This is a genomic window from Pseudarthrobacter sp. MOO13, assembly GCF_058267655.1.
In genome coordinates, this window is the sequence record NZ_CM177848.1 from 3,608,794 (window position 1) to 3,633,138 (window position 24,345).

Sequence of the window (24,345 nt, forward strand, 5' to 3'; positions counted from 1 at the left end):
TGCGGGTCCGCCCACCAGTCAGCTCAAGACGTCCTTGGTGACGAAACGGCCGTACGCCAGCGCCCCGAACACCGCCACGTAGCCTGCTTGGAGCAGTCCATTCGCGGCGAACGAGTCCCACAGCACCGGCTGGCGCAACATGTCACCGAAACCAAGCCAGTAATGGCTGAACAACCACGGATGCAGCCATTCCAGCTGGGGAAGCTGGTCCAGGACCTCGGAAACGACCGAGACCACCACGGTGGCCGCCATCGCACCGACGGGGACCACGGTCATGGTTGACAGGAACAGCCCAATCGCTGAGAGGCCCGCCAGGGATACGGCAATGTAAGCGGCGATGAGCACTATCCGCACGGCGGCCTCAGCAGGCTGGATGACCCCGCCGGACAGCAGGGTCACCGGCCCTACTGGAAAGAGCGCCGCGCCGATGGCTGCCCCCACCAGGCCGATGGTCAACGGTGCCACGATGCAGAAGGCCACGGCGCCCGCATATTTGACCAGGAGCAGGCGCACCCTGCCCGCCGGGGCCACCAGCAAATAGCGGAGGGTTCCCAGGCTCGCTTCCCCGGCGATGGTGTCGCCGGCCACCACCCCCACCGCGAGCGGCATGAACAGCGGGACGGACACCAGCATGGCGGTGAAGGCCACGAACAGTCCGTTTTGGGTAATCCGGTCCAGGAAGGCAGGGCCGCGACCGGGCGGGACGGCGGACGAGACCTTGACCGCGACGGCGATGAGCACCGGAATGGCGGCCAGGGCCAGCAACAGCGCCCAGGTGCGCCGCCGGGTGAACAGGACCCTCAGTTCAGAGGCCAGCAAGGAAAACCCGGAACCCGACGTCCTGGAACCGGACCGCCTGGACGTGCTCTGCGGGGTCGCGGCCCGGGCGGTTCCCGCAGGCTGTGGGATGTCGGCAGGCACGCTACTGGGCAACGTCGAATCCTTCCCCGGTAAGGGCAACGAAGCGGTCTTCGAGGCTTTCGCGTTCGACGGCGAAGCCCCGGACACGCACCCCGGCCTGGACCAGGTGCGCAACGACTTCTTCCGGGAGCGGGGCGGGTGGCTGCACTGAGGTAACCAAGGCCGCCACGATGGTCTCGCCGTCCGGCGACGGCTTGCCGGATTCCCCGTCCACAGGTGCGGGTGGCAGCCCCAGCCGCGCGAGGACCCGCCGCGCCGCGCCGCCATCCGGGGTGACCAGCCGGAGGCGGGTGCTGCCGGCTTGCCGGAGTTCAGCCAGCGGCCCTTGCGCCACGAGCTTGCCGGCGCTCATCACTGCGGCGTGGGTACACATCTGGTCCACCTCGGCCAGCAGGTGGCTGGAGACGAACACGGTGGTGCCCTCGTGGGCCAGGGACCGGACCAGGTTGCGCACCTCACGCGTACCTTGAGGATCCAATCCATTGGTGGGCTCATCCAGCACCAGCAGGTCCCGGGGAGACAGCAGCGCGTTGGCAATGCCCAGCCGCTGCTTCATGCCCAGTGAGTACGCGTGGACCCGCTTCCGGGCTGCGTGTTCCAATCCCACGCGCTCCAGGGCCCGTTCCACCCTGGCCTTGCGGGTGGCCGGCACGGTGTGCCGGCCGGCGGCATCAAGCCGGTGGAGGTTGGCGGCCCCGGAGAGAAAGGGATAGAACGCCGGTCCTTCCACCAAGGCACCGACCCGCGGAAGCACATCGTGGAACTCATCCGGCATCTGCCTGCCAAGCAGGTTCACGGTTCCGGCGGACGCGGCCGCCAGGCCAAGCAGCATGCGGATGGTGGTGGTCTTGCCGGACCCGTTGGGCCCAAGGAAACCGAACACCGCCCCATGCGGGACGGCGAGGTCCACAGCATCGACGGCGGTCTGCTGGCCGAACCGCTTACTCAGGCCATGGGTCTCGATCGCAAGGCCGGCAGCCGCCGGACCAGCGCCCGCCAGGCCCGTACTCACCGAGCCGCTGCCGCTGCGGCCTGCAGTGCCTCCGGCGGCACCATGCCAGCGAACATCCGGCCGTCGTCAGTGACCAGTACGTTCACCAGGGCTGTGGAGAGAAGCCGGCCGCCCGGGACGGGGACTGCGGCCTGTGCCAGCAGCGGATCGGCCAGCAGGGACGCTGCAGCTGAACCGGAAGCGCCCGCTGCCGTGCCCACTACCGTTTCCCAGCCCGTTCCGGCCACGGAGAGGTGCGCCTTCGCTTCGAGCTGGGGAAGCAGCTGGTCCGGGTTGGCCATGGGGCCCGGATGTGGAGCATCTGCCGGCTCATGGGACTTGTCCGGCACCGGAACGTCCTTCACCGTGCTGCCTGGCGGTGGCGTGAAGCTGAACAGGGACTGATCCGGCGTGTCCAGGGAAAAGGCGGTGAAACCGGAACGAAATGCCGGTTTGTCGGCTCCGCGCGCGGTCACCTGGACGGACAGCGGCATGCCCGTTTGGCCATCGACCGCGATGGCCACCTTGCCCACCAGCGTTGCATCGGTGCGGGGCTCAATCACCAGGTTGTAAGCGCTGCGGCCGGCAACAACGACGTCCGGTCCCACGGTGACAGCGGTGGTGGGATCGACCTTGGACAGGAGCTGCTGCGCCAGGTCGCCCGGCGCGGGGACGCCGGACGTGCCCTGCATGTCCCTCGAGGGCATCGAATCCTGGGTTTTTGCGGGCAGCCTCAGGTGCTCAGCGGTGTTGTCCTTCGACGAGTAAAACCAGACATCATTGCCGTGCCGGACCACGTCCCGTTCTGCCAACTGGTCCACGACCTGCACGCGGGCGTTGTCCTTGCCGTCAACGTAGATGCGGGCGCTGTGCCGGCCGGACAGGAGCTCGATCACGGCGGCTGCGCTCCCGGCTGATGCAGGGGCGGAGGTCTTGCCGGCGGCCGGAAGCTCGGGCAGGCCCAACTCCGACACCTGCTCCAAGGTTCCCGAGAAAGAGTGCACCTGATGGGTGCCCACCAGTTCCAGGACTTGTGCGGGGGTTTTCGCGGGCAGCGGGTCTCCGGCGCTGGCGGGCAGGGACCCGGTGAGCGCGCCCACAGCGATCACCACCGGGGCTGCGGCGGCCGGCATCCACCGAAGCCATGTCCGTCGGCGCAATGTGCTGCGCTGTTGCAATGTGCTGCTCTGCTGCAACTCTCCGCTGGAATCCAGCGTGTTGGAACCCATAGATCAAGGTTACGCCCGCGCGGCCGGGTCCGTGCCGGCATGGGTCCCTAAAACTTCGGTACCGGCAGGACGTTCGGGCACGACGGTTCCCTGACCGCCGTCGACCGTTACTCTTTGGCCGGTGGTTATCAGCCTGGTGGCATCCGCCACCCCGACGACCGCGGGGATCCCGTATTCCCTGGCCACCACAGCGCCGTGGGAGTTGGCGCCGCCCATTTCCATCACGAGCCCTCCGGCAGTAAGGAACAACGGCGTCCACCCGGGGTCAGTAGAAGGGGCAACGAGGATCTCGCCCGGTTCGAGGCGGGCGCCGACGGGGTCCAGGACCACCCGTGCCGCTGCCGTCACCGTCCCTGCCGAGGCAGGACTTCCAGCCAGCGTTCCGTCCGCCATGCCGGCGGCGGTACGGACCGCTTCGGGTTCGGTGCCGTCCGAGAGGAGCACCCGGGGTATATGCCGGCGATCAAGCTCCCGGCGGTAGTCCGCCCGCCGGCCGGCGACAAGCTGCCGGACGTCCGGCAACGTTGCTCCCGGGTCCGCTGTTCCGCCGGAAAGGGCCTGCCGCACCTCGGCGAAGTCCAGGAAGAAGACGTCGTCCGGGCGGTCGAGGGCTCCTGCCTCCGCGAGTTCGGCGCCCACCAGGAGCAGTTGCCTGCGGACTTCTCCAAGGCCAAGCACAAGCTGGTACTTGGGCAGTTCGCGCAGGCCGGCGAAGAGCCGTGCCCTGCGCAGGGCGGCCCGCACCAACACTCCCCTGGTCCTGCCGCGCCCGGCTGCGCGGGCTACGAGCCGCTCGACCTGGGCTTCAGCGTCCTCGGCTGCTGTGCTGAACTGCCGGTCCGGCGCTAGGGCGGGATCTTCCAACCGGAGGTAATTGGCCAGGATGCCCAGGATATGTGCGGGCTCTTCCGACCACCGCGGCAGCCCGATGTCGATCTCAGCCACCGCCCGGTGCCCGTACCGCTCCAGGAACCGCCCCAGCCCGGCGTCCAGGCGCGCGGGCAGCCGCCCGGCCCTGAAGTCTTCCGCCAGCGCCGCTGGATCCGATCCCATCAGGGCGGCTGCCGATTCGCCATCACCCTTGATGGCCGAGGCGAGGCGCCACAAATCAAGGTCCATCTCGGTGGTGACGTTGTTCGGCAGGCCCCGGATCACGGGCTGGAGTTCGTCCCACGCGTCGTCGCCCAGGAGCTTTCCGGCGAGGCCCAGCATCGCAAAGCCCACCAAGGGGAGGGGAAGTATGGCCGGAACAATCGGAAAAAGGCGGGCTCCCAGGAGGGCCTCGACATGGTCCAGCCTGGCCAGGGCCCCGGGACCATCGGTGGGGGCCAAGGATCCCTCGAAGTCCCGGGTAAAGCGGTGCAGCCGGCGGAGCGCCGCCCCGGGCCGGAGCAGGGCCCGAAGTACTGCCTGCGGAACCTTGGCGTGCACTGCTGCCGGGCCTGCGTGCCGGAGGAGCCCGAGGGGCGTCCTGCCGGTCACCGAAAAGGCAGGGTCCGCGAACAGTTGACGCATGACCGCTGCGGTCCGTGCCTCCATGACGTCAAAGACCCGGGGAACGATGCGGCGGCCCACGGCGCTGCGAAGGGGCGTGGTGAAGTCGATGTATATCCGCTGCCCTGCCTCGGCGTACGGGGACGGCCCCCGCCGGGGTTCGGGAACAGGGAACCGTGCGGCCGTGGCCACGGACGAGGCGACAAGGCGCAAGGCGGCCAGCCCCATGGGGGTAAGCGGCCGGGTGAGTCCCTGCGCCAGGCTGAAGCACAGGTACGCCCTGGTGCCGCCGGCGCCGGGCCCGCCGTGGCGGACGTGGGCGGCCCCGTTGCTTTCCGGGACCGGGTAGAGGGTGGTGATGGGCCGGGATTGGGTCAGCCACAAGGCCCCGGCGTTGTCGATGGCCCACTCGGTGTCCTGCGGGGCGCCGAAGTGGTCTTCGGCCTGCAGCCCAAGCCTCGCCAGGGCGGCCAGCTGGGGTTCCGTCAGGCAGGGCGTTCCGGTGCTGCCCGGCAACTTCCTCGTCTCCGTGCCGCCGCCGGGAAGGGACCTGACCTCGACGCCTTCCCCGCCAAGCCGCTGCTCCACTGCCCTGCCGGTCAGGCCATCCACCACAAAGTGGTCCGGGTTGACCGCGCCGGAGACCACTGCTTCGCCGAGGCCCCGGCCGGCATCGATGACGAGCTGCCGGCGCCGCCCGGTGAGTGGGTTCGCCGTGAACATGACTCCCGCCGTGTCTGCATCCACCATCCGCTGCACCACTACGGCGATGGCCACTCCGGCAGGGTCGATGCCCAGGCTTGCCCGGTAGGCAGTTGCACGGTCGGTCCAGAGCGATGCCCAGCAATTGCGCACTGCCTCAAGGACCGCGTCCCCTCCGATGACGTTGAGGTAGGTGTCCTGCTGGCCGGCGAAACTCGCAAACGGCAGGTCCTCGGCGGTAGCGGAGGACCGTACCGCCACCGGAACGTCCGGTCCCATCGCGGCGTACGCCTGCCGGACGGCGTCGGATACTGCTGCCGGAAGCGGCGCCGCCAGGATTGCGGCACGCGCGGTTCCGGCCGGTCCGGCCAGGTCGATTGACCCGCTGGCGGCAAAATCATGGCTTGTGGCCCGTGCTGCTCCCTGCAGGGCCGCAAAGGCATCGGCAAGTCCGGGAAGGACGGGCTCAGGGGTGCCGACCACCTGCCAATATGCCTCTGTTGTCAGGCAGAAACCTTCCGGGACGGGCAGCCCGGCGGACATCAACTCGCCGAGGTTCGCCGCCTTGCCGCCCACGAGGGCCAGCATTCCGGCGTCGAGGGCCTCCAGCGGCAGGACGGGACCGGCGCCTGCGCTGGTGCCCGATGACGGTATCCCCTGCTGCCCCATGGCGTGGCTGGCCTGCCGGCGGACCTGGTGTGCCTACGCTGCGTCGCCCAGGATGGGCCCGAACCGTGCCCGGTCTGCCAGGCGCGGGTCTTCCCGGTCCGGCACCACCATGACCGGTCCCCTGGCATGATGGAGTACGCCGTCCGATGTTGAGCCGAGGAGCATGCCGGTGAAGCCACCGCGGCCGCGGGTGCCCACCACCACCAGTTCCACGTGCCTGCTCTCCTCCACGAGGACGTCGACAGGCGAACCGTCCTTGAGCTCGTAATCGGCCCGCAAGTGGGGATAGTGGCTGCGAAGCCAGGCCATGCCCGCGTCCAGGGTGACGCGGATGTCCTCAAACAAGGCCTTCCGGTCCATCGGGGCGGGAACCCACGCCAAGGAACCGCTGTACTGCGGCACGGCACAGACCACACGGAGCGCGGCGCCGAGCCGTTCGGCCTGGTCAGCTGCTTCCAGCACGGCCACCCTGGCCTGCTCGGAACCGTCGACGCCGACCACCACCACGTTCTCCACCGGCCGGTGGCCGGATTTGGCCTGCTCTGCCTTGATGCGCCGGTCCTCGGTGGTCTCACCGAGCCGCTCCGAGCAGAACAGCGGCACGGTCACCGTGGGGCATTTCGCGTGGGCGGGCAGCGCGCTGCTGACCGAACCCAGGAGCCGGCCCACGAAGCCGCCGCGGCCGCGGGTTCCCACCACCAGGAGCTCGGCGGTTTCGGAGATCTCCAGCAGCACACCGGCGGCGTCACCGTTCTCCACCGAGGAGCTGGCCTCCACGTCGTACGTTGAAACCTTCTCGAGGGCCTGTTTGGCGATGGCCTCGGCCCCCTCCCGGATGACCGAGTCGTCCACGGTGGCGTAGCCGCCGTCCAGGCCGGAGGCGGCGAAGATCGGCACCGAGTAGGCGGTGACGATATGGAGTGGACGACGACGGCGCTGGGCCTCCCGCGCGGCCCACACCAGGGCGCACTGGCCGTGCTCGGAGCCATCGACCCCCACCACGATGCCTTCGGGAGCGGCCGGAGAACCACCGCCGTCCCGAGCGGGGTCCGGATGCAACTCTTGTGAGCCCATGGGGGCCGCCTCCTCGCGATACTGCCTGATGTTGCGGCTATTCTGCCAGAAAACGGCCCCGGGTCCGTGCACCCCGTCCCGCTGCTGCAACGGCAGGGAACAGGCCGCTTCCACTTCCCACTATTCTCCGTCCCCCGCGGCTTAGCAAGCCTGTTCAGGGGCGCGAACGAGGGTTATCCACAGGCTTTCCCGGCGCTCCCGGAAAGCGCCTTCACCACCGCGCGAATGTTTTCTCCCATGGGCTATTCACGGCCGCAATTGTTCTGTAGTCTTCAGGACATTGTTGGTCCGGGACGCCAGCTGCAACTTCCTGTGGGGGCGGCCCGGCCATGCGCTGCGACCGTGCTTGGGGGCATCGGGACGCGAGCCGGCGAGGTCGCCGGCAACCTGCCGAAGCTTCGAAGGAGGGAAACTGTAGTGTCAAGCATGCCTGGGAATGCCGGGACCGAACAGACCACCACTGTGATCATTGGCACCGGCCTGTCCGGGCTGGCCGTGGCCGCTGAACTGCGGCGGCACGGAGTGGAGTCCATCGTGGTGGACGGCCTGGATATCCTGGGCGCGGCGCAGCCGGCGAACACGTCGTCGCTGCAGCGCTGCGACGCCGCGGACAGTGACACCCTGAGGGAGCGGAACGAGATCCTGCGGCACCTGCGCAACTACGCCGCAAGCCACAGCGTCGACGTGCGGAACACCACCCGGGCTGTGCAGCTGACCATGCTTGAGGGTCCGGAGGACACCGCAGCGCCCCAGTGGCAGGTCCACACGCCCACAGGCATCCTGGTGGCAGACCACATTGTCCTGACGCGCTGCGCCCACAGCCAACTGCGGCGCATGCTCAGCGACTTCGGCATTGCCGTAGGCAAGAACGTGGCAGCAGCCATGCGGGCGATCGGCATCTACCTGGTGGGGGTGGGTGAACTGATCACGCCGTCACCCAAGGAGGTGCTGCGCCAGGCCAAGACCGTAGGCCAGGCGATCTCCGCCAAGGTCAACCTTGGCAACGTCCAGCCATCGGCCGGCGCCTTCCCCGCAACGGGCAGCTTTGCGGCGCTTACCTGCTGACGGCAATCCTCTTGACCGCCGGCCTTGATCCGCCTGTTCGGCCAAGCGGCCGCTACCGCCGGCCCTCTCCAACTGTGTCCCCGTCGTCGGGCCGGTCCTCCTCGTCGGGCTGGTGCCCGTCGTCAAGCGCGTCACCGTCACCGGATAGCCGGCGCCGGGCCAGAACGCCCAAGGCGGCGAGCAGTCCAACGGCCACCGCCGCAAACAGCACGATGCTCCACTGGAAGGGCTCGGGTGCGCCGGCAGGTGCTGACGGTTCCTCCGTCACCCCCGGCCTCGCCGTGCCCATGCCGGGGACGGCGCCGGCCGCCGTCGAACTTCCCGACGGGGCAGCGACTGAGGCCGCAGCGCCGCCTGGGGCGGATCCCGATGCCGCGGTAAACGTGAACGTCCCCTCGATCGGGTGTGAATCTGAGCTGACCACGCGCCACGCCACCGTGTACGCCCCCGCCGGGCCACCCGAACGAAGCTTTTGGGTGGCGACGTTGTCGACGATGCGGACGGAACCGTCAGCCCACTCCTTCCCGGACGCATCCTTGACCGAGAACGAGGAACCAATGCCCAGCGGCGGGTTACTGAAGGTCACCGAAACTTCTTCAGGCGGGGCCGCCAACGCGGCTCCCTGCGCCGGGGTGGTGGATTCCGCGGCATCATGCGCGGAGGCCGGCCCCACCAGGCCAAGGGTGGAGGTTGCAAGGACGAACAAACCGAGCATTATGCTCAGCAACTGCCGGCGGACCGGGCGCATGGGCTGCTCCTCATGTTGGCTTCCTTACAGACTAGGCGAATTTGGCCGCCCCCACCGTGCAGCACCCTTAGGATGCAGGTATCCCCACACATTCCCCCGGAGGACTAATGCTTAAGCAAGGCTCTGCCCTGGACCGGTACTTCATGGTCACGGAGCGAGGCTCCAACTTTTCCCGCGAGATCCGCGGCGGGTTCGCCACCTTCTTCGCCATGAGCTACATCGTGGTGCTGAACCCCCTGATCCTGTCAGGTCCCGACTCCACCGGCGCAACGCTCGGTTTCACCGCCGTTGCCGCGGTAACCGCGCTCGTGGCCGGGGTGCTGACCATCCTCATGGGCGCATGGGGACGGCACCCCTTCGCACTGGCCACCGGCCTGGGCGTCAACGCCTTCGTGGCCGTGACGGTCGCCAGGAACCCGGGCCTCACCTGGCCGGACATGATGGGCCTGGTGGTCCTTTCCGGCATCACCATGCTGATCCTGGTCCTCACCGGTTTCCGGACCGCCGTCTTCAAGGCCGTGCCCGAGGGGCTCAAGACAGCAATCGTGGTGGGCATCGGCCTGTTTATCGCCCTGATCGGCCTGGTCAATGCCGGGTTCGTCCGGCGAATCCCGGACGTGGCAGGAACCACCGTGCCCGTGGGCCTGGGCTTCGACGGCAAACTGCTGGGCTGGCCCACCGCCGTGTTCGTCTTCGGCCTGATCCTCACCATCGCCTTGGTGGTCCGGAAGGTCAAGGGCGCCATCCTGATCGGCATCATCACCTCGACCGTACTGTCCGTCATCCTTGAGATGACCCTCCACATCGGCCCCAGCTTTGACGGCAAGACCTCCAACCCGCAGGGCTGGTCCCTGGTGGCCCCCACATTCAGCGGCTGGGCCGCCCCGGACCTCTCCCTGATCGGCAAGGCCAACCCGTTCGGCGCCTTCTCCGACCTCGGCTTCGTGGCCGCCACCCTGCTGGCCTTCGTGATCCTGCTCAGCATCTTCTTCGACGCCATGGGCACCATGGTGGGCCTGGCCAACGAAGCCGGCACGGTCGACGAACACGGCAACATTCCCGACGTGGACCGCGTGCTCCAGGTGGACGCCCTCGGTGCCATCATCGGCGGCGGCGCGTCCGTCTCCTCCAACCAGATCTACGTCGAAGCCGGCGCCGGCATTGGCGAAGGCGCCCGGACCGGCATCGCCTCGATCGTCACCGGCCTGCTGTTCCTGGTGGCCATGTTCTTCACCCCGCTGATCAACCTGGTCCCGTTCGAGGCCGTAGCCCCGGCCCTGGTGGTGGTGGGCTTCATGATGGTGTCCCAGGTGGGCAAGATTGACTGGCAGGACTGGGGCATTGCCATCCCGGCGTTCCTGACCTTCACCCTCATGCCGTTCACCTACTCGATCGCCAACGGCCTGGGCGCCGGCTTTATCGCCTACGTCCTGATCCGCACGGTCCAGGGCAAGGTCAAGGACATCCACCCGCTGATGTGGGCCGTTGCCGCGGCATTCCTGCTGTTCTTCGCCATCGGCCCGATCGAGGCCGCCCTCAGCATGTAGCCACCCGCTGGACGGGAAGGGCTGGTGCGGCGCCTGCCGTACCAGCCCTTTGTCTTTACGGCCGGCTATACCGGCGTGTTGGGCGCGAGTCCTTCGTCCCCGGAGACGGCCAGCGCCCGTTTCTCGCGCAGCCGGTCCAGCCGGTTCATCAGCGGCGAGGTGGTGGCCCCGTGGATCACTATGGACAACGCCACCACCAGCCCGACAAACGACCAGAGCCAGTGCGCCTGGTCCGCGAAATGGTCCTCCCCCAGGGCAAAGGCCAAGTAGTACAGCGACCCGATACCGCGGATGCCGAAGAAGGACAGCGCCACCCGTTCGCGCGGCCCGGTCTTGCCGCCCAACAGCCCCAGCCAACCCGCCACGGGCCTGACCACCAGCAGGAACGCCAACGCGACCAGCACCTCCGCCGGCCCGATGCCGGCGAGGAGTCCACGGGCTATGGCGCCGCCGAGCAGGACCAGGATCACCACGGTCAGGAGCCGTTCGAGCTGCTCCACGTATGAGTGCAGCACCCGGTGGTAGCCATGGCTGCGCTCGGCCGCGCGGATGGTCACGGCACACACGAAGACCGCGATGAACCCGTAGCCCTCCGCCAACTGCGTCAGCCCGTACGCCAGGAAGGTGGCTGCCAGCGCCACGAAGCCCTCCGAGTGGTTGGAAAGCCGCAGGCTGTCGCGGCGCGCTGAAAAGAACAGCTTCGCCAGGAGTTTTCCGGTGAGGAAACCCACCAGCAGGCCCAACGCCAGCCGCCACAGCACGTCCACCCCGAACCATTCGGGAAACCAGGCCGACGGCGAGGCGCCTGCCACGCTGATGGCGATGGCCAGGTAGACGAACGGGAAGGCCAGCCCGTCGTTGAGGCCGGCCTCCGAGGTAAGGCCAAAACGCACCTCATCTTCCTTTTCGACACCTTCTTCCTCGTCCGCCGGTTCGCCCACCTGCACTTCCGAGGCAAGGACCGGATCCGTGGGGGCCAGGCTGGCGGCCACCAGCAGTGCCGCGCCAAGGCCCAGGCCCAGGAACCACATGCCCAGCAGCGTCAGGGCGGCGATGCACAGTGGCATCGCGATGCCCAGCAGCCGCCAGGTGGTGGACCACCGCTTGCGCCCTACCGGCCGGTCCAAGGCAAGCCCGGCGCCCATCAGCGAAATGATGACGCAGATTTCCGCCAGGTGCATCACGAAACCACTGTGCTCCACCGGGTTGGGATCCGGGAGCGAGGGAATCAGCGCAAAGGCCCCCATGCCGGCACCGAGGAAGACCATGGGCATGGACAAGGGCATGTTGCGCAGCAGTTTTGGCAAGACGGCGGCGACGAAGACGGCCGCGCCGGCGGCCGCAAAGATGATGTTAGCGGCGTCGAACATGAGCGGCCTCCGGCTTGGAAAGATGCGTGGTTCCGGCACAGGCACGTCACGCTTGGATCTGGCCGACCGATCCCACCCTACCCCTGCCCCGCCCCGCGGGGTTGGTTCTTGGATCCCGGACAGGACGACGGCGGCGTTGCTGGTTTTTCCGCCCGGCGTACGGTGAGCTTGATGCATGCCTTTCCAGTCCCCAGCCGTCGACGTCCCGCCGCAGCCCTGGACAGGGAGGTACGACGGCGACGGCCCGGCCCACCGCCGCTGGTGGCAGGCAGTGAACCGGGCGCTTGAGCCCGGTCCGTCGGACGCGGAGGGCGGCCAGGGTGCCGGGCACCCAGTGGCCTCGGGCCGGAAGCCGGTGGCCTTGCTGGGTTTCGCCAGCGACGAGGGAGTACGCCGAAACAAGGGCCGGACCGGGGCTGCCGCCGCCCCCGCAGCGCTGCGGACAGCGCTCGGACCCCTGGCCTTCCATCTGGACCGCTCCGTTTCCGATTGCGGTGACGTGGTGGTGTCCGGAGACCGGCTTGAGGCCGGCCAGGAACGGCTGGGCCATGCCCTGGCAGCCCTGCTCGACGCCGGCCACCAGACTGTCGTCCTGGGCGGCGGCCACGAAACCGCCTACGCCAGCTACCTTGGCGTCAGTGCGTCGGCCGCGGTCCGGAGCGGGCAGCGGCTGGGCGTGCTGAACCTCGACGCCCACTTCGACCTCCGCGACGAAGCGGTTCCAAGTTCGGGTACGCCGTTCCTGCAAATGGCCCGTGCGGAAACGGACGCCGGACGCGACTTCCGTTACGCCGTCGTCGGCATTTCGGAGCCAAACAACACCCGGGCCCTGTTCGACACCGCGGGAAAACTCGGCGTCCGCTACCTGCTGGACGAAGACTGCGGGGCAATACGCGTCCAGGCGTTCGTGGCGGACTTCCTGGCGGAAACCGACATCCTGTACCTGACGATCGACCTGGACGTACTTCCCGCCTCGGTGGCCCCGGGCGTCAGCGCCCCCGCAGCCTACGGCGTGCCACTTCCCGTGATCACGGCCGTATGCCGGCAGGTGGCCGCGAGCGGGAAGCTGCTGCACCTGGACGTGGCGGAACTGAACCCCGCATTCGACATTGACGGACGGACCGCGCGAACGGCCGCCCGATTGGTTGACACGCTGCTGCGCTGACAGTCCTTGGCGGCCGGGTCAGGCCGGGTCACGCCTTCAAGACATAACGCCGTTCCGGCCGCCCCACGCCGTACTTGAGCCGTACGTCCAGGGCGCCTGCGTCATGCAGGTATTCCAGGTAGCGGCGGGCGCTGACGCGGGACGTTCCGAGCTCCTGGGCAACCTCCGCGGCGGACACGTCGCCGGCGGCAGCGTTGAGGGCGGCCTCCACCAGTTTCAGGGTCTCGATGCTGCACCCCTTGGGCAGCGGCCGTTCGCCGCGGTCCAGGCCGAATACCCGGTTGACGTCCGATTGCTCGGCCACGTCCTTGGCGGCATCCAGGCCCTGGTACGCGCTGCGGTAATGTTCCAGCCGCTCCTGCAGGTCCGACTGGGAAAACGGCTTGATCAGGTAATGCACGATGCCGCCCCGGAGCGCCTTCCGTACCGTTTCGACCTCGCGGGCGGCACTGATCACGAGGACGTCCAGTTCTGGGGCCACGCTGCGCAGCCGGTGCATGAGGTCCAGGCCGTTGACGTCGGGCAGGTGGATGTCCAGCAACACCAGGTCGGGCCGGAGCCGTTGGGTCTCGGCAACTGCCTGTGCCCCGGTGTGGGCCGCCCCCACCACGGTAAAGCCGGGCGTGCGCTGGATGAATCCGGCATGCACTTTGGCCACCATGAAGTCGTCGTCGACGATCAGGACTTTGATCATGCCTGGGTACTCCCTCGTTTCAGCACGGCCCTAAAGACCGCCCCGTGGTCATTGGCCACCGTCAGGTCCCCGCCGCCGCGACGGCAGACAACCCGGGACATCGCCAGGCCAAAGCCGCGGCTGCCCGCCGGCCCTGGTTCTTTGGTGGTAAAGCCCTGGCGGAAAATGTGGTCGGCCGAGCCGCCCGGGACGCCGGGCCCGTTATCCCGGACTGTGACCACCACGTCTTCCCCGGCTCTGCCCTCCACCAGCACCGTGACGGCTGCCTGTGGAAGCCCGGTGACGGCGTCGAACGCGTTGTCGACGAGGTTCCCCACCACCGTGGTGAGGTCCCGGGACAGCGCGTCATCCACCTTGTCCAGCCCTGAACCCGGGTCCAGCTGCAGTGCCACGCCACGCTCGGCGGCCAGGCTGGATTTGGCGATCAGCAGGGCGGCGAGCGCGGGATCGGCAATCCGGCCGGTCACCTCGTCGTTGAGCCGGGTCCGGTCCACCGTGGCGCCGTTGACGAACTGGACCACGGACTCGTACTCGCCGATCTGGATCAGGCCGGAAATGACATGGAGCTGGTTGGCGAACTCATGGGCCTGGGCCCGAAGGGTGTCCGTGGCGGTGCGGGTGGCGCCCAGCTCCTGCTCAAGTTCAGAGAGTTCCGTCCGGTCGCGGAGCGTGGCCACCGATCCGATCACCTTGCCGCGGGACCGGATGGGCACCCGGTTCATCACCACCAGGCGGTCCCCGACGAGCACCAGCTGGTCCGGTCCGGGCTGGTCCTGGGTGAGGACTTGCTTGAGGGCCGGCTCGACAGCCAGGCCGGACACCCGCTTGCCCACGCAATCCGGGGGGAGGCCCAGCAGCGCCCGTGCACTGTGGTTGGCCACTGTGATCCGTTCGTGCAAGTCGAGGGCCACCACGCCCTCCTTGAGGCCGTGCAGCATGGCTTCCCGGTTTTCCACCAGGCTGGTGATTTCGCTGGGTTCCATGCCGAGGGTCTGCCGCTTGACCCTGCGCGACAGCAGGAGGGACCCGGCGATGCCCAGGACACTGGCAACCCCAAGATAGGTAAGGAGATTGGGGACGGCGTCGCCCAGCCGTTCCAGGACGGTGGGGTAGTTGCGGCTGATGGAGGCGATCCCGATCATGCGCCCGGTGTCGTCAAGGACGGGAACGTGGGCGGACAGGAGCGGGGCAGGCGTACCGCCCACCACGCCCGTCCAGGCCCGGCCTTCCATCACCCTGCTGGGCCCGAGCTCCAGCGGCTCGCCCACCATGCTGGGGTCCGAGGACGCCACCACGGTCCGGTCCACCCTCGCCAGCGCCACCCGTGATGAGCCGGAGACGATCCGCACGGACTCCGCCACGGAGGGTAGCACCGCCCCGCCCCGCGGTTCGGCGTCCGGCAGCAGTTCGCGCACCACGGGATTGCCGCCCAGGGCCTCCGCGGCGGAAAGGGCACGGCGGCCCTCCGTCCGTTCGAAGGCCGCGGCGGACTGGGCCAGGGAGATGGCCACCACGCCCACCAGGACGGCCAGGACGATGAGCAACTGCAGCAGAAGGTACTGCCCCGCAAGGGACATTCCTCGTCGTCGAGTCACGATGGTCTTCCTGGTGTTGGGGTGCAGGCCGGGTTGCGGCGGTTTTGGCCGGCTGCCACTGCGCGCACAAAAGATGGGACGCAGAGCCGGGGTGGTACCGGGAACTATATCCCAAAGCCTCCAGCGCGGCGGCCGTGGGGTTTTGGAAACGTGAACGCAATGAACACAACTTTCTCTGCGTACACAAGAGTGATCGGCGTCACGGCCGCCCCTAGCATCGGAACCACAAGGCACCGGAACCCCTAGTCAGCCGGTGCTGGTCTGATTTGTTTTTGAGAGAAGAGGAACACATGCGCCAGATCCGCGCATTGCGAGTTGCCGCCGTCGCCGCCGGCATCGCCCTGATGGCCACCGGCTGCGGTGCCACCGGAAAGAGCTCCACCGGTTCAGAAAGCTCCGGCGCTGCTGCCGGACCCATCACCGGCCTGCAGATCATGGTCCCCAACTCCCCGGGCGGCGGATATGACACCACTGCCCGCGCTGCCGCCAAGGTCCTGGACGACGCGAAAATCTCCACCAACACCGAAGTCTTCAACCTGGCAGGCGCAGGAGGAACGGTGGGCCTGGCCCGCATTGTCAATGAAAAGGGCAACGGTGACCTGGCCATGCTGATGGGGCTGGGCGTCGTGGGTGCCAGCTACACCAACAAGTCCGAATCCAAGCTGACCGAGACCACCCCGCTGGCCCGCCTCATCGAAGAGCCCGGCGCCATCATGGTCGGCAAGGATTCCCCCTACAAGACCATCGATGACCTGGTGAAGGCCTGGAAGGCCGATCCCGGCTCCATCGCCGTGGGCGGCGGCTCCTCCCCCGGCGGTCCGGACCACCTGCTGCCCATGCAGCTGGCAGGTGCCGTGGGCATCGACGCCACCAAGGTCAACTACGTTGCATACGACGGCGGCGGTGACCTCCTGCCCGCAATCCTCGGCAACAAGCTCGGTTTTGCCGCCTCCGGCGCCGGCGAGTACCTGAAGCAGATCGAGTCCGGCGAGGTCCGCGTGCTGGCCACCAGTGGCGAGAAGCGCCTGGACGGCGTGGATGCACCCACGCTGAAGGAATCCAACATCGACCTGGTATTCACCAACTGGCGTGGCGTCGTGGCCCCTCCGGGCATCAGCGACAAGGACAAGGCTTCCCTGATCGCGGCCCTGGAAAAGATGCATGGCACGGACGGCTGGAAGGAAGCGCTGAAGACCCACAGCTGGACCGATGCCTTCATCACCGGTGACCAGTTCAAGTCCTTCCTGACCGAGCAGGACAAGCGCGTGGCGGACGTCCTCAGCAAGCTTGGGCTGGCGTGACCTCCCTGACCACAGGCCTCAAAGGCCGCTCCGAGCTGGGAGTCGCACTCCTGCTCGGGGCGGCCGGCGTCATGGTCTTCCTGGACGCCAACGGCCTGGCAACCCCGTATTCAAAGTCCGATCCGGTCGGGCCCAAAACCGTTCCGTTCATCGTGGCCGGAATGCTGGTTGTCTGCGCCGTGCTGCTGGCCATCAACGTGCTGCGCGGCGGCAAGGGCGAGGCTGAAGGCGGCGAGGACGTGGACCTCACGCACCCCGCCGACTGGAAGACCGTCCTGCCACTGGCAGGGGCCTTCATCCTGAACATCCTGCTGATCGACTGGGCCGGCTGGGTGATCGCCGGAACCGTCCTGTTCTGGGGCAGCGTCCTGGCCCTCGGCAGCCGCCGCTACGTCCGGGACGGCCTGATCTCCGTCGCACTGTCCCTGCTGACCTTCTACGGCTTCTACCTCGGCCTGGGCATTGCGCTGCCGGCCGGCCTCCTGGAAGGAATCCTCTAAATGGACGTCTGGTCCTCCCTGATGGACGGCTTCGCCACCGCCCTCACCCCCATGAATTTCCTCTACGCCGTGATCGGCGTCATCCTGGGCACCGCCGTCGGCGTCCTGCCCGGCCTGGGCCCGGCCATGACCGTCGCCCTGCTGCTTCCCGTCACCTATGCCCTGGAACCCACCAGCGCCTTCATCATGTTCGCCGGCATCTACTACGGCGGCATGTACGGCGGTTCCACCACCTCCATCCTCCTCAACACGCCCGGCGAATCGTCGTCGGTGGTCACCGCCATCGAGGGCAACAAGATGGCAAAGGCCGGCCGGGCGGCGCAGGCGCTGGCGACGGCGGCCATCGGCTCGTTCGTCGCCGGCACCATTGGCACGGCGCTGCTGGCCGTCTGCGCACCGATCGTGGTGAAGTTCGCCGTGAGCCTTGGCGCGCCCAGCTACTTCGCCATCATGGTCCTGGCCCTGCTGGCGGTGACCGCTGTGCTGGGTTCTTCCCGGCTGCGCGGTTTCGCGTCCCTGGGCCTCGGGCTGGCCATCGGACTGGTGGGCATGGACTCGGTCACCGGCCAGCGCCGCCTGACCTTCGGCCAGCCGCTCCTGGCGGACGGCCTGGATATCGTGGTGGTGGCCGTGGCCATCTTCGCGGTGGGCGAGGCGCTCTGGGTTGCAGCACACCTGCGGCGCACCCCCCTGCATGCCATCCCCGTGGGCCAGCCCTGGATGGGCAAGTCCGACTGGAAGCGCTCCTGGAAGCCGTGGCTGCGCGGCACTGCCTTCGGCTTCCCGTTTGGCGCACTGCCCGCCGGTGGCGCCGAGATCCCCACGTTCCTGTCCTATGTGACGGAAAAACGCCTCAGCAAGCATCCCGAAGAGTTCGGCAAGGGTGCCATCGAAGGCGTGGCCGGCCCGGAAGCCGCCAACAACGCCGCGGCTGCCGGTACCCTGACCCCGATGCTGGCGCTGGGACTGCCCACCAATGCCACCGCGGCCGTGATGCTGGCCGCCTTCACCTCGTACGGCATCCAGCCGGGTCCGCAGCTCTTTGAAAGCCAGGGGCCCCTGGTGTGGGCGCTGATCGCGAGCCTGTTCATCGGCAACTTCCTGCTCCTGATCATCAACCTGCCGCTGGCGCCACTGTGGGCCAAGCTGCTGCAGCTGCCCCGGCCCTACCTGTACGCGGGCATCCTGTTCTTCGCGACGCTGGGTGCCTACTCGGTCAACCTGCAGGCGTTCGACCTGGTGATCCTGCTGATCCTCGGCGCGCTCGGGTTCATGATGCGGCGCTTCGGGCTCCCCGTGCTGCCGCTGATCCTCGGCGTGATCCTTGGCCCGCGGATCGAAGGCCAGCTCCGCAAGACCCTGCAGTTGAGCGCAGGCGATCCGGCAGGGCTCCTGGGTGAGCCGATCGCCGTCGGCATTTACGTCATCATTGGCGTCATCCTGCTCTGGCCCTTTGCGTACAAGCTGTTCCGCCGGAACCGTCCGGAGCGCAAGCCGCTGGTTCCGGCCAATTCCGGTGCGGCGGACTACAGTGACTGAACAGCCGCCCCATCCATCTCCAGCAGAACAGGAAACAACATGACCGTCGTTGTGGGATACGTCCCGACCCCCGAGGGCGAAGCTGCCCTGACGCAGGCCATCGCCGAAGCCCGGAAGGGCAACAGCACCCTGGTCCTGATCAACTCCTCCAAGGGCGAGGCCGCCGTGGACAGCCGGTTCGCGCCGGAGGGCGGGATCCAGGACATAGAGCAGCGCCTGGCCGGCGAGGGCATCCAATACATGATCAAGCGGCCGGTCCGGGGCCACGACGCCGCCGCCGAGGTCCTGGATGCTGCCGAGGAACACAACGCCGACCTGATCGTGATCGGCCTGCGCCGCCGCACCCCGGTGGGCAAGCTCATCATGGGCAGCACATCCCAGCGCATCCTGCTGGAGGCGGACTGCCCTGTGCTGGCCGTAAAAGCGGGCCGGTAAACCTAGGCCGTTGCGGCCGCCGGGGCCCGGAACAACTCCTGGCGCTGGCGGCCCAGGCCTGCCACTTCCACCTCCACCACGTCGCCCGGCTGGAGGTAGGGGAAACGGCCGCTGAGGGCAACACCCTGCGGCGTCCCGGTGAGGATCACGTCGCCTGGTTCCAGCCGCATGTACTGGCTGCAATGATGGACCAGGGTGGCTGCGTCAAAGATGAGCTCTGAGGTCGAGGAGTCCTGGCGTGGTTCACCATTGACCCAACTGCGCAGCGGGAGGTTGCCGCCGTCGATATCCTCGGCCGGAACCAGCCACGGGCCAAGGGGCGTTGACCCGGGAAGCGACTTGCCTTTGGTCCACTGGCCCGCGGCTCCCGGCAACTGGTATTCCCGTTCGGAGAGGTCGTTGGCCGTGACGTAGCCGGCGATACACGCGGCTGCTTCTTCCGGGGAGCCCAGGTAGCAGGCCTCCCTGCCGATCACGATGCCCAGCTCCACCTCCCAGTCGTACTTTGCGGAATGCGGAGGGATCGGGGCCGGGTCGAAGGGGCCGGCGACCGTATTGCTTGGCTTGAGGAAGACCACCGGAACCGTGGGCGGTTCGGCTCCCGACTCGGCCGCGTGGGCGGCATAGTTCATCCCGATGCCCACCACTGAGCCGGACCTGGCCACTGGCGGTCCGACCCGCAGCGCTTCCGCACCCTCAAGGACCGGCAGGTCACCTGCGGCCAAGGCTTTCCGGACCTTGTCCAGGCCGCCGGCAGCGAGGAACCCGCCGTCGACGTCATCCGTCAGGGGCAGCAGGCTGAAGTACCGGCCGGTGCCGTCCGCTGAGGGAACGAGCACTGCGGGCTGTTCGCTGCCGCTGTTGCCCAGGCGCATGATCTTCATACCGAATCTCCTCAAGGTGTGGGGGCGGGACTGCTGGATGGGGCCCTGGCGGTGCCCGCTTCCATGGTCGTTGATTCCGTCCGGCGCCGCGGAACGAACGCTTTGTGACTGCCTCTCTAGTGGTTCAGGAGGGCAGTCATCTGACATATATGGATACTGATCGTTAGAATAGCGGAGCCACCCGGCACGAAACACAGAAAGTTCAGTACATGATCACAAGCACTTTGGAGCGCGTCCCCGCCGCTGCCAAAACCGCCGAAGGCCCGGAACTCCGGTCCATCAGCCTCGAGTTCTCCAGCGCCAGCGAGGTCCACTCCGGGCTGGAAGAGGCGGTAGCCGAGTTGATTGAGGTGGCAGCGAAGGACGCCGCCTGCGGCATCCTGGTGACCAGGCTGCACCCGGGACGCTACACGGTGGCCCTGGACGAATCCGTCCCCTTTGGCGAGACCTACGAATCCGTCGCGGCCTGATTTCCCGGCTGCGCGGCCCCCGGGCCACCGGACGAACGCTTGGAGCCAAAGAAAGAATCCCCGCAGTGCCGTAAGGCGCTGCGGGGATTCTTTTGTCTAGCGGGTGCGGCCTTCAGGCGAGGCGGACCTGGACGCCGTCGGACTTAAGGAAGAGCTGCTTTTCCGACAGGTCTGACGGTCCGGCCGGCACCAGCCAGAGGACGTTGCCGCTCTGCGACACCTCTTCCACTTCCCCGGCTGCCACCACATGCGCATGCTTGATGATTTCGACGCGGTCCCCGGCCTTGAGGGCCTTCCAGTTGGATACCGCGGCGGAATGGGCGTTGCGCCTGGACAGGACTGCCCCACGTGCTTTCATGTGAACTTCTACCCCTTTGTATTGTTCTGCTGCCACAGCGTCGTTGATGTGACTTTCGCTACACCATCAGTTCTACTACACTCCGGACCCCGCTACTGGCAGTGTCGCCGGATATTCCGCACTTCGGACCGGAGTGCAGCAGGTACTGAAGATCCTTCGGTTTTCAGGCCAGGAAGCCGACGGCGGATTCGGCCGCCCGTCGCACTTCCCCGGAGGCAACCAGCCGGTCCGCCGCCTCCAATTCCGGAGACAGGAAACGGTCCGTCCCCGGGCCCTCCACCACGGCGCGAAGGGCGGCCACGACGGCGGTGCCCGCCGGGCCCGGCGTGAGCTCCCCACCGGAAAGCTGCGTGCGGATATCCAAGGCCCGCGCAGACGTCACCAGCTCGATGGCCAGGACCCGCCGGAGGTTCTCCACTGCCTTGCGCAGCTTCCGCGCCGCGTGCCAGCCCATGGAGACGTGGTCCTCCTGCATGGCGGAGCTTGGAATGGAATCCACCGACGCCGGCACAGCCAGCCGCTTGTTGTCCGACACCAGGCCTGCCTGGGTGTACTGGGCAATCATCAGCCCCGAGTCCACGCCGGGATCGGAGGCCAGGAACGCGGGAAGGCCGTGCGAACGGGCGGGATCAAGCATCCGGTCGGTCCGGCGTTCGGCGATGGAGCTGAGGTCCGCGACGGCAATGGCAAGGTAGTCCAGGACATAAGCCACCGGGGCGCCGTGGAAATTGCCGTTTGAGCTCACGCGGCCGTCGGGCAGGACCACCGGGTTGTCGATAGCCGCGGCCAGTTCGCGGGTTGCCACGAGTTCCGCATGGTCGACGGTGTCACGGACGGCACCGGCAACCTGCGGGGCGCAGCGCAGCGAGTAGGCATCCTGCACACGGGAGTCACCCTCCTTGTGGGACGCGACAATCGGCGAGTCCGAGAGCACACGCAGCATGTTGTCGGCACTGGCTGCCTGGCCGGGATGAGGGCGCAGCGCGGCGTGCAGTTCGGGAACGAATACCTGGTCGGTGCCCAGCAGCGCCTCAACGCTGAGCGCGGCGGTAATGTCCGCCGTCGCCAGCAGCTGGCGGAGGTCGGCAATGGCCATCAGGAGCATGCCCAGCATGCCCTCGGTGCCGTTGACCAGCGCCAGCCCTTCCTTCTCGGCCAGGGTGACCGGCTCGATGCCGTGGTCTGCAAGCAGCTCGGCGACAGTCCGCTCTCCCCGCCCGCCGTATGTGACGCCGTCGGGCCCTTCCGCTTCGCCTTCACCCATCAGCACCAGGGCGCAGTGGGACAGCGGAGCGAGGTCGCCGGAGCAGCCGAGCGAGCCGAACTCGCGGACCACCGGGGTGATCCCGGCGTTCAGCACGTCCACCATGGTTTGCAGCACCACGGGGCGGACGCCGGTTCGGCCGGAGGCGAGGGTCTTGGCGCGCAGGAACATGATGCCGCGGACTACTTCGCGTTCCACGGCCGGGCCCATGCCGGCGGCGTGGCTGCGGATCAGGGACTTCTGCAGTTGGGTGCGCAGGTCATTGGGGATGTGGCGGTTGGCCAGGGCACCGAAGCCTGTGGAGATCCCGTAAGCCGGGATGTCGCTGGACGCGAGGCTGTCGATGTGGGCGCGGACCTGGGCCACGGCCTCCAGGGCATCCGGAGCGATGGCCACTTTGGCGTCATGGCGGGCGACGGCGAGCACGTCCTGGGCAGTGACGCCGTTGGAGCCGAGGGTGACGGTCAGCGGTGAGTGGGTTGTTAGGGTCATCGGATAGTCCTAGTTCGTTGCTGCTGCGGAGTCGGCGGACTCTTGCATGGGGATTCGGACGCCGCGTTCCTTGGCGACGTCAAGGGCTCGTTCGTAGCCGGCGTCGGCGTGGCGGATCACGCCCATGCCGGGATCGTTGGTGAGGAGGCGCTCAAGCTTTTCGGCTGCGAGGTCGGTGCCGTCGGCAACGGACACCTGCCCGGCGTGGATGGAGCGGCCGATGCCCACTCCGCCGCCATGGTGCAGTGACACCCAGGTGGCTCCGGAGGCAGTGTTGAGCAGGGCGTTCAACAGCGGCCAGTCCGCGATCGCGTCCGAGCCGTCAGCCATGGCCTCGGTCTCGCGGTACGGGGAGGCGACGGAGCCGGAATCCAGGTGGTCGCGGCCGATCACGATGGGCGCCTTGACCTTGCCCTCCTTGACCAGCTGGTTGAACAGCAGGCCGGCCTTGGCGCGTTCGCCGTAGCCGAGCCAGCAGATGCGGGCGGGGAGGCCCTCGAATTCCACCCGCTCCTGGGCGGCGTCGATCCAGCGGTGCAGGTGCTTGTTCTCGGGGAAGAGTTCCTTGATGGCCTCGTCCGTAACGCGGATGTCCTCGGGGTCGCCCGAGAGGGCCACCCAGCGGAACGGGCCCAGGCCCTCGCAGAACAGGGGCCGGATATAGGCCGGAACGAAGCCGGGGAACTCGAAGGCCCGCGCGTAGCCGCCCTTTCGGGCCTCATCACGGATGGAGTTGCCGTAGTCGAAGACCTCGGCGCCGGCGTCCTGGAATTCGACCATGGCCTGGACGTGGCGGGCCATGGAGGCCTGGGCCTTCTTGGTGAAGCCTTCCGGGTCCGCGGCTGCCTCGCGGTGCCATTCCTCGACCGTGATTCCTTCGGGCAGGTAGCTCAGGGGATCGTGCGCGGAGGTCTGGTCGGTGACGATATCGACGGTGAGCTCGCCGGCCTTGTGGCGGCGCAGGATCTCGGGGAAAACCTCGGCGGCGTTGCCGACATAGCCCACGGACCATCCGCGGCGTTCCTCCTTGGCCTTGAGGACCTTGGCGATGGCGATATCGAGGTCGGTTTCGACCTCGTCGAGGTAGCGCTTGCCGGCCCGCCGGCGCAGGCGGGTTTCGTCGACGTCGACAATCAGGCAGGCGCCGTCGTTCAGGGTGACGGCGAGCGGCTGGGCGCCACCCATGCCACCGCAGCCGCCGGTGAGGGTCAGCGTGCCCGCCAGGGTGCCATTCTCATCGCCAGTGAGCTTGCGGGCAATCGCGGCGAACGTTTCGAACGTGCCCTGCAGGATGCCCTGGGTGCCGATGTAGATCCAGGACCCTGCCGTCATCTGGCCGTACATCATCAGGCCCTCGGCCTCGAGCCGGCGGAACTCGGGCCAGTTGGCCCAGTCACCGACGAGGTTGGAGTTGGCCAGGAGCACGCGCGGGGCCCATTCGTGGGTGCGGAAGACGCCCACCGGCTTGCCGGACTGCACCAGCAGGGTCTCGTCCTTTTCCATGGTTTCCAACGTGCGGGTGATGGCGTCGAACGCGGCCCAGGACCGGACGGCGCGGCCGGTGCCGCCGTAGACCACCAGGTCATCGGGGCGCTCGGCGACCTCGGGGTCAAGGTTGTTCATGAGCATGCGCAGCGGGGCTTCGGTCTGCCAGCTCTTGGCGGTGAGCTCGGTGCCGCGGGCTGCTTTGACCGGGCGGGCACCGGTGGTGAAATCGGCGGGTGCCATGATGGGCTCCTTCGGGTGGTGTCTGTTGGAGGAAAGAAGTTCTGTTTCAACTAAAGCCCTTGGCGGACGGACTTCACAGGGGCTTTGACGGGGCGCTGTCCGGTATTCCA

At 67.8% G+C, this 24,345-nt stretch carries 21 protein-coding genes; 8 read left to right on the forward strand and 13 right to left on the reverse strand.

What is annotated here, in order from left to right:
* Positions 1 to 18 precede the first annotated feature (18 nt).
* Genes AC4EEO_RS16475 through AC4EEO_RS16495 form a run of 5 tightly spaced genes read right to left on the reverse strand, consistent with a single transcriptional unit; the run spans position 19 to position 7,080 of the window.
* A complete protein-coding gene (locus tag AC4EEO_RS16475) occupies positions 19 to 933 on the reverse strand; it encodes an ABC transporter permease (RefSeq protein WP_491339298.1) in 915 nt (304 codons plus the stop codon).
* Entirely contained in the window at positions 923 to 1,933 is a 1,011-nt protein-coding gene (locus AC4EEO_RS16480; RefSeq protein WP_018763084.1) for an ABC transporter ATP-binding protein, read from the reverse strand. Before AC4EEO_RS16480 ends, AC4EEO_RS16475 begins: the two co-directional genes overlap by 11 nt.
* Positions 1,930 to 3,141 (reverse strand): LolA family protein, encoded by a 1,212-nt coding sequence (locus tag AC4EEO_RS16485; RefSeq protein WP_491339299.1) that lies wholly within the window; start codon positions 3,139 to 3,141, stop codon positions 1,930 to 1,932. The genes AC4EEO_RS16480 and AC4EEO_RS16485 overlap by 4 nt, the downstream gene beginning before the upstream one ends.
* Positions 3,142 to 3,150: 9 nt before the next feature.
* Positions 3,151 to 6,006 carry a PEP/pyruvate-binding domain-containing protein gene (locus tag AC4EEO_RS16490; RefSeq protein ID WP_491339300.1) on the reverse strand — a complete coding sequence of 952 codons (2,856 nt, stop codon included), beginning with the start codon at positions 6,004 to 6,006 and terminating at the stop codon, positions 3,151 to 3,153.
* Between the two features lie 33 nt (positions 6,007 to 6,039).
* Entirely contained in the window at positions 6,040 to 7,080 is a 1,041-nt protein-coding gene (locus AC4EEO_RS16495; protein WP_026264955.1) for a universal stress protein, read from the reverse strand.
* A gap of 426 nt (positions 7,081 to 7,506) precedes the next feature.
* On the opposite strand from AC4EEO_RS16495, the gene AC4EEO_RS16500 reads away from it, so the two are divergent.
* Complete coding sequence (locus tag AC4EEO_RS16500; protein ID WP_133831439.1) at positions 7,507 to 8,145, forward strand: NAD(P)-binding protein; 639 nt, start codon at positions 7,507 to 7,509, stop codon at positions 8,143 to 8,145.
* A gap of 52 nt (positions 8,146 to 8,197) precedes the next feature.
* Here the strand turns inward: AC4EEO_RS16500 and AC4EEO_RS16505 are convergent, their stop codons facing one another.
* A complete protein-coding gene (locus AC4EEO_RS16505) occupies positions 8,198 to 8,893 on the reverse strand; it encodes a copper resistance CopC family protein (RefSeq protein ID WP_491339301.1) in 696 nt (231 codons plus the stop codon).
* Between the two features lie 107 nt (positions 8,894 to 9,000).
* Here AC4EEO_RS16505 and AC4EEO_RS16510 point away from each other — a divergent pair, with 107 nt between their 5' ends.
* Positions 9,001 to 10,440 (forward strand): NCS2 family permease, encoded by a 1,440-nt coding sequence (locus tag AC4EEO_RS16510; RefSeq protein WP_018763078.1) that lies wholly within the window; start codon positions 9,001 to 9,003, stop codon positions 10,438 to 10,440.
* Positions 10,441 to 10,505: 65 nt separating this feature from the next.
* On the opposite strand, the gene AC4EEO_RS16515 is transcribed toward AC4EEO_RS16510, so the two are convergent.
* On the reverse strand, positions 10,506 to 11,810 hold the full coding sequence (locus AC4EEO_RS16515) for a cation:proton antiporter (protein ID WP_018763077.1): 1,305 nt from the start codon (positions 11,808 to 11,810) through the stop codon (positions 10,506 to 10,508).
* 175 nt (positions 11,811 to 11,985) lie between these two features.
* Here AC4EEO_RS16515 and hutG point away from each other — a divergent pair, with 175 nt between their 5' ends.
* Positions 11,986 to 12,975, forward strand: a complete 990-nt coding sequence (hutG, locus tag AC4EEO_RS16520) for a formimidoylglutamase (protein WP_018763076.1) — start codon at positions 11,986 to 11,988, stop codon at positions 12,973 to 12,975.
* Positions 12,976 to 13,003: 28 nt separating this feature from the next.
* Here hutG and AC4EEO_RS16525 read toward each other — a convergent pair whose 3' ends face one another.
* A complete protein-coding gene (locus tag AC4EEO_RS16525) occupies positions 13,004 to 13,669 on the reverse strand; it encodes a response regulator (RefSeq protein ID WP_018763075.1) in 666 nt (221 codons plus the stop codon).
* The gene (locus AC4EEO_RS16530) at positions 13,666 to 15,246 is read right to left on the reverse strand and encodes a sensor histidine kinase (RefSeq protein ID WP_491340439.1); all 1,581 of its coding nucleotides are present in this window, start codon (positions 15,244 to 15,246) and stop codon (positions 13,666 to 13,668) included. Before AC4EEO_RS16530 ends, AC4EEO_RS16525 begins: the two co-directional genes overlap by 4 nt.
* Before the next feature lie 308 nt (positions 15,247 to 15,554).
* Between AC4EEO_RS16530 and AC4EEO_RS16535 the strand changes: the two genes are divergently transcribed.
* From AC4EEO_RS16535 to AC4EEO_RS16550, 4 genes are read left to right on the forward strand one after another with little or no spacing between them, the layout of a single operon-like run.
* Entirely contained in the window at positions 15,555 to 16,565 is a 1,011-nt protein-coding gene (locus tag AC4EEO_RS16535; protein ID WP_491339302.1) for a Bug family tripartite tricarboxylate transporter substrate binding protein, read from the forward strand.
* Positions 16,562 to 17,065, forward strand: a complete 504-nt coding sequence (locus AC4EEO_RS16540) for a tripartite tricarboxylate transporter TctB family protein (RefSeq protein ID WP_110544112.1) — start codon at positions 16,562 to 16,564, stop codon at positions 17,063 to 17,065. Before AC4EEO_RS16535 ends, AC4EEO_RS16540 begins: the two co-directional genes overlap by 4 nt.
* Positions 17,066 to 18,604, forward strand: coding sequence for a tripartite tricarboxylate transporter permease (locus tag AC4EEO_RS16545; RefSeq protein ID WP_142069171.1), 1,539 nt, complete (start codon positions 17,066 to 17,068; stop codon positions 18,602 to 18,604).
* Between the two features lie 39 nt (positions 18,605 to 18,643).
* Positions 18,644 to 19,039: a universal stress protein gene (locus AC4EEO_RS16550; RefSeq protein WP_491339303.1), complete on the forward strand. Its 396-nt coding sequence runs from the start codon at positions 18,644 to 18,646 to the stop codon at positions 19,037 to 19,039.
* Positions 19,040 to 19,041: 2 nt separating this feature from the next.
* Here AC4EEO_RS16550 and AC4EEO_RS16555 read toward each other — a convergent pair whose 3' ends face one another.
* Positions 19,042 to 19,923, reverse strand: coding sequence for a fumarylacetoacetate hydrolase family protein (locus tag AC4EEO_RS16555; RefSeq protein ID WP_018763068.1), 882 nt, complete (start codon positions 19,921 to 19,923; stop codon positions 19,042 to 19,044).
* Positions 19,924 to 20,132: 209 nt separating this feature from the next.
* Here AC4EEO_RS16555 and AC4EEO_RS16560 point away from each other — a divergent pair, with 209 nt between their 5' ends.
* Positions 20,133 to 20,393 (forward strand): hypothetical protein, encoded by a 261-nt coding sequence (locus tag AC4EEO_RS16560; RefSeq protein ID WP_018763067.1) that lies wholly within the window; start codon positions 20,133 to 20,135, stop codon positions 20,391 to 20,393.
* 112 nt (positions 20,394 to 20,505) lie between these two features.
* Here the strand turns inward: AC4EEO_RS16560 and AC4EEO_RS16565 are convergent, their stop codons facing one another.
* From AC4EEO_RS16565 to hutU, 3 genes are all read right to left on the reverse strand, one after another.
* Positions 20,506 to 20,751 (reverse strand): hypothetical protein, encoded by a 246-nt coding sequence (locus AC4EEO_RS16565; protein ID WP_018763066.1) that lies wholly within the window; start codon positions 20,749 to 20,751, stop codon positions 20,506 to 20,508.
* 163 nt (positions 20,752 to 20,914) lie between these two features.
* Positions 20,915 to 22,507, reverse strand: coding sequence for a histidine ammonia-lyase (hutH, locus tag AC4EEO_RS16570; RefSeq protein ID WP_109045824.1), 1,593 nt, complete (start codon positions 22,505 to 22,507; stop codon positions 20,915 to 20,917).
* 9 nt (positions 22,508 to 22,516) lie between these two features.
* Positions 22,517 to 24,235 (reverse strand): urocanate hydratase, encoded by a 1,719-nt coding sequence (gene hutU / locus AC4EEO_RS16575; RefSeq protein ID WP_133831160.1) that lies wholly within the window; start codon positions 24,233 to 24,235, stop codon positions 22,517 to 22,519.
* Positions 24,236 to 24,345 lie beyond the last annotated feature (110 nt).

Excerpts from the sequence above, each read along its gene's own strand:
- AC4EEO_RS16545 (WP_142069171.1), top strand. The coding sequence starts at position 17,066 with ATGGACGTCTGGTCCTCCCTGATGGACGGCTTCGCCACCGCCCTCACC.
- AC4EEO_RS16515 (WP_018763077.1), bottom strand. The coding sequence starts at position 11,810 with ATGTTCGACGCCGCTAACATCATCTTTGCGGCCGCCGGCGCGGCCGTC.
- AC4EEO_RS16560 (WP_018763067.1), top strand. The coding sequence starts at position 20,133 with ATGATCACAAGCACTTTGGAGCGCGTCCCCGCCGCTGCCAAAACCGCC.
- hutG (WP_018763076.1), top strand. The coding sequence starts at position 11,986 with ATGCCTTTCCAGTCCCCAGCCGTCGACGTCCCGCCGCAGCCCTGGACA.
- AC4EEO_RS16550 (WP_491339303.1), top strand. The coding sequence starts at position 18,644 with ATGACCGTCGTTGTGGGATACGTCCCGACCCCCGAGGGCGAAGCTGCC.
- AC4EEO_RS16490 (WP_491339300.1), bottom strand. The coding sequence starts at position 6,006 with ATGGGGCAGCAGGGGATACCGTCATCGGGCACCAGCGCAGGCGCCGGT.
- AC4EEO_RS16495 (WP_026264955.1), bottom strand. The coding sequence starts at position 7,080 with ATGGGCTCACAAGAGTTGCATCCGGACCCCGCTCGGGACGGCGGTGGT.
- AC4EEO_RS16525 (WP_018763075.1), bottom strand. The coding sequence starts at position 13,669 with ATGATCAAAGTCCTGATCGTCGACGACGACTTCATGGTGGCCAAAGTG.
- AC4EEO_RS16505 (WP_491339301.1), bottom strand. The coding sequence starts at position 8,893 with ATGCGCCCGGTCCGCCGGCAGTTGCTGAGCATAATGCTCGGTTTGTTC.
- AC4EEO_RS16510 (WP_018763078.1), top strand. The coding sequence starts at position 9,001 with ATGCTTAAGCAAGGCTCTGCCCTGGACCGGTACTTCATGGTCACGGAG.
- AC4EEO_RS16500 (WP_133831439.1), top strand. The coding sequence starts at position 7,507 with ATGCCTGGGAATGCCGGGACCGAACAGACCACCACTGTGATCATTGGC.
- hutU (WP_133831160.1), bottom strand. The coding sequence starts at position 24,235 with ATGGCACCCGCCGATTTCACCACCGGTGCCCGCCCGGTCAAAGCAGCC.
- AC4EEO_RS16485 (WP_491339299.1), bottom strand. The coding sequence starts at position 3,141 with ATGGGTTCCAACACGCTGGATTCCAGCGGAGAGTTGCAGCAGAGCAGC.
- AC4EEO_RS16535 (WP_491339302.1), top strand. The coding sequence starts at position 15,555 with ATGCGCCAGATCCGCGCATTGCGAGTTGCCGCCGTCGCCGCCGGCATC.
- AC4EEO_RS16530 (WP_491340439.1), bottom strand. The coding sequence starts at position 15,246 with ATGTCCCTTGCGGGGCAGTACCTTCTGCTGCAGTTGCTCATCGTCCTG.
- AC4EEO_RS16565 (WP_018763066.1), bottom strand. The coding sequence starts at position 20,751 with ATGAAAGCACGTGGGGCAGTCCTGTCCAGGCGCAACGCCCATTCCGCC.
- hutH (WP_109045824.1), bottom strand. The coding sequence starts at position 22,507 with ATGACCCTAACAACCCACTCACCGCTGACCGTCACCCTCGGCTCCAAC.
- AC4EEO_RS16555 (WP_018763068.1), bottom strand. The coding sequence starts at position 19,923 with ATGAAGATCATGCGCCTGGGCAACAGCGGCAGCGAACAGCCCGCAGTG.